This is a genomic window from Isoptericola sp. NPDC060257 (assembly GCF_042726645.1).
In the GTDB taxonomy this organism is placed as follows: Bacteria; Actinomycetota; Actinomycetes; order Actinomycetales; family Cellulomonadaceae; genus Isoptericola; species Isoptericola nanjingensis.
In genome coordinates, this window is sequence record NZ_JBHXAW010000463.1 from 1 (window position 1) to 1826 (window position 1826).

General features: G+C 75.3%; 2 protein-coding genes and 1 pseudogene. All 3 read left to right on the plus strand.

Features of this window, described 5'->3' with window-relative positions; all coding sequences use genetic code 11:
• Positions 1 to 511 (plus strand): annotated as a pseudogene (locus ACFWEK_RS21310) (hypothetical protein); the annotation flags it as partial.
• Positions 508 to 954, plus strand: a complete 447-nt coding sequence (gene rsfS / locus ACFWEK_RS21315) for a ribosome silencing factor (protein WP_430545659.1) — start codon at positions 508 to 510, stop codon at positions 952 to 954. The pseudogene ACFWEK_RS21310 and the gene rsfS, both read left to right, overlap by 4 nt.
• Positions 951 to 1640 (plus strand): histidine phosphatase family protein, encoded by a 690-nt coding sequence (locus ACFWEK_RS21320; protein WP_430555339.1) that lies wholly within the window; start codon positions 951 to 953, stop codon positions 1638 to 1640. Before rsfS ends, ACFWEK_RS21320 begins: the two co-directional genes overlap by 4 nt.
• Positions 1641 to 1826: the final 186 nt, after the last annotated feature.

The following is a 1826-nucleotide window of genomic DNA, read 5'->3' on the forward strand; positions in this document are numbered from 1 at the left end:
CCGTCGTTCCCCGTTCGCGACGACGGGCACCTCCTCGCCGTTCGGTGCCACGTCGGCCCCGGTGTCTGCGCCGCCCGCGCAGGCGGCCCCGAGCCCGGCGCCGACCGCCGCCCCCGCGTCGGCGGCACCCCCGCTGCCCTGGGCCAGCCCGGCCACCGAACGGCCCGCGTCCGTGCCGCCGTCCCGCACCTCGGCGGGGGCCGCGCAGCCGGCGGCCGCGCCGGAGCGACCCGCCGCGTCCCCGTTCGACGCGCTGGTCGCGTCGGAGCAGCCCGTCCGGGCGCGCTCGGCCGCGCCGCTGGACGACGAGGACGACGACGAGGACTGGGACGAGCCCGAGGCGTCCTACACCTGGCTGCACTACATCGTCCTCGTGGTCGTCGCGTTCGTGCTGGGGCTCCTGGTCTGGAAGCTGCTGCTCGGGGACAACGGCGCCCAGGACTTCACGACCGACGGCGCCGCGCCCGCGAGCGTCGTCCTCCCGTACGAGCACCCCGGAGCCGCTGCATGACCGCCAGCCCCCGCGCCGTCGAGCTGGCGGTCGTCGCCGCTCGGGCCGCCTCGGACCGCAAGGCGCAGGAGATCATCGCGCTGGACGTGAGCGACCAGCTGGTGCTCACCGACGTGTTCCTCATCGCCTCGGGCACGAACGAGCGGCAGGTCTCTGCCATCGTGGACGCCGTCGAGGAGGCGATGTTCCTCGCCGGGTCCAAGCCGATCCGCCGCGAGGGCAAGGCGCAGGCGCGGTGGGTGCTGCTCGACTTCGGCGAGGTCGTCGTCCACGTGCAGCACGCCGAGGACCGCGTGTACTACGCGCTCGAGCGCCTGTGGAAGGACTGCCCGGCGGTCGAGCTGCCGGAGGACGCGCGCGGCGGCGACGGCGCGGCGGCCGCCGCCGAGTACGGCGACGGCGGGGGCGACGGAGCGATCCGGCTCGCGGGCGACGAGCGGTGACGGCCGGCACCGTCGTCCTGCTGCGGCACGCCCGCACCGCCTACAACGCCTCCCTGCGGCTGCAGGGGCAGATCGACATCCCGCTCGACGAGGTCGGGCGCTGGCAGGCCGCGGAGGGCGGCTCCGCGCTCGCGTCGTCGCACCGTGCGACGCGCATCGTGTCGTCCGACCTGGGCCGCGCCGTCGAGACGGCGAACGCCTACGCGGACGCGCTCGGCGGGGAGCCCCTGGTCACGGACGAGCGCCTGCGCGAGCGCGGCTTCGGCGACTGGGAGGGCCTCACGGGCGCCGAGCTGCAGGAGCGCTGGCCCGAGGAGTACGCGGCCTGGCGCCTCGGCGCCGAACCCGTGGGCGCGGGGGCCGAGACGAAGGCGGCGGTCGCGCAGCGCATGGCCGAGGCCGTGGCCGAGCACGCCGCGGACCTGGACGACGACGCGACGCTCGTCGTCGTGTCGCACGGGGCCGCCATCTCGCTGGCGGTGACGGCGCTGCTCGGGCTCGACCCGGCCACCTGGCGCGGGCTGTCGGGCATGCACAACGTGCACTGGTCGCACCTGCACCGTGCGGGGGAGGGGGCCGTGCCGGCCTGGCGCCTCGTGGCGCACAACGTGGGCGCGGGGTACCCCCTGGACCGCTGGCAGGCGGGGCCGGACTGGAATTTGGAACCTGGCCCGAAGTCTGCCTAAGATATCGACGTTCCGAGGGGCGCAAGCCCGGAGGAACACACCGAATCAGACGAATCGCCTGGCCGTCCGCGGTCGCGAGAGTCGGTTCTCGGGGCTGTGGCGCAGCTGGTAGCGCACCTGCATGGCATGCAGTTCGAGCAGAATGACGGCCTCCGGGGAGTCGTCCGACGAGCGGCTCACCGCGGT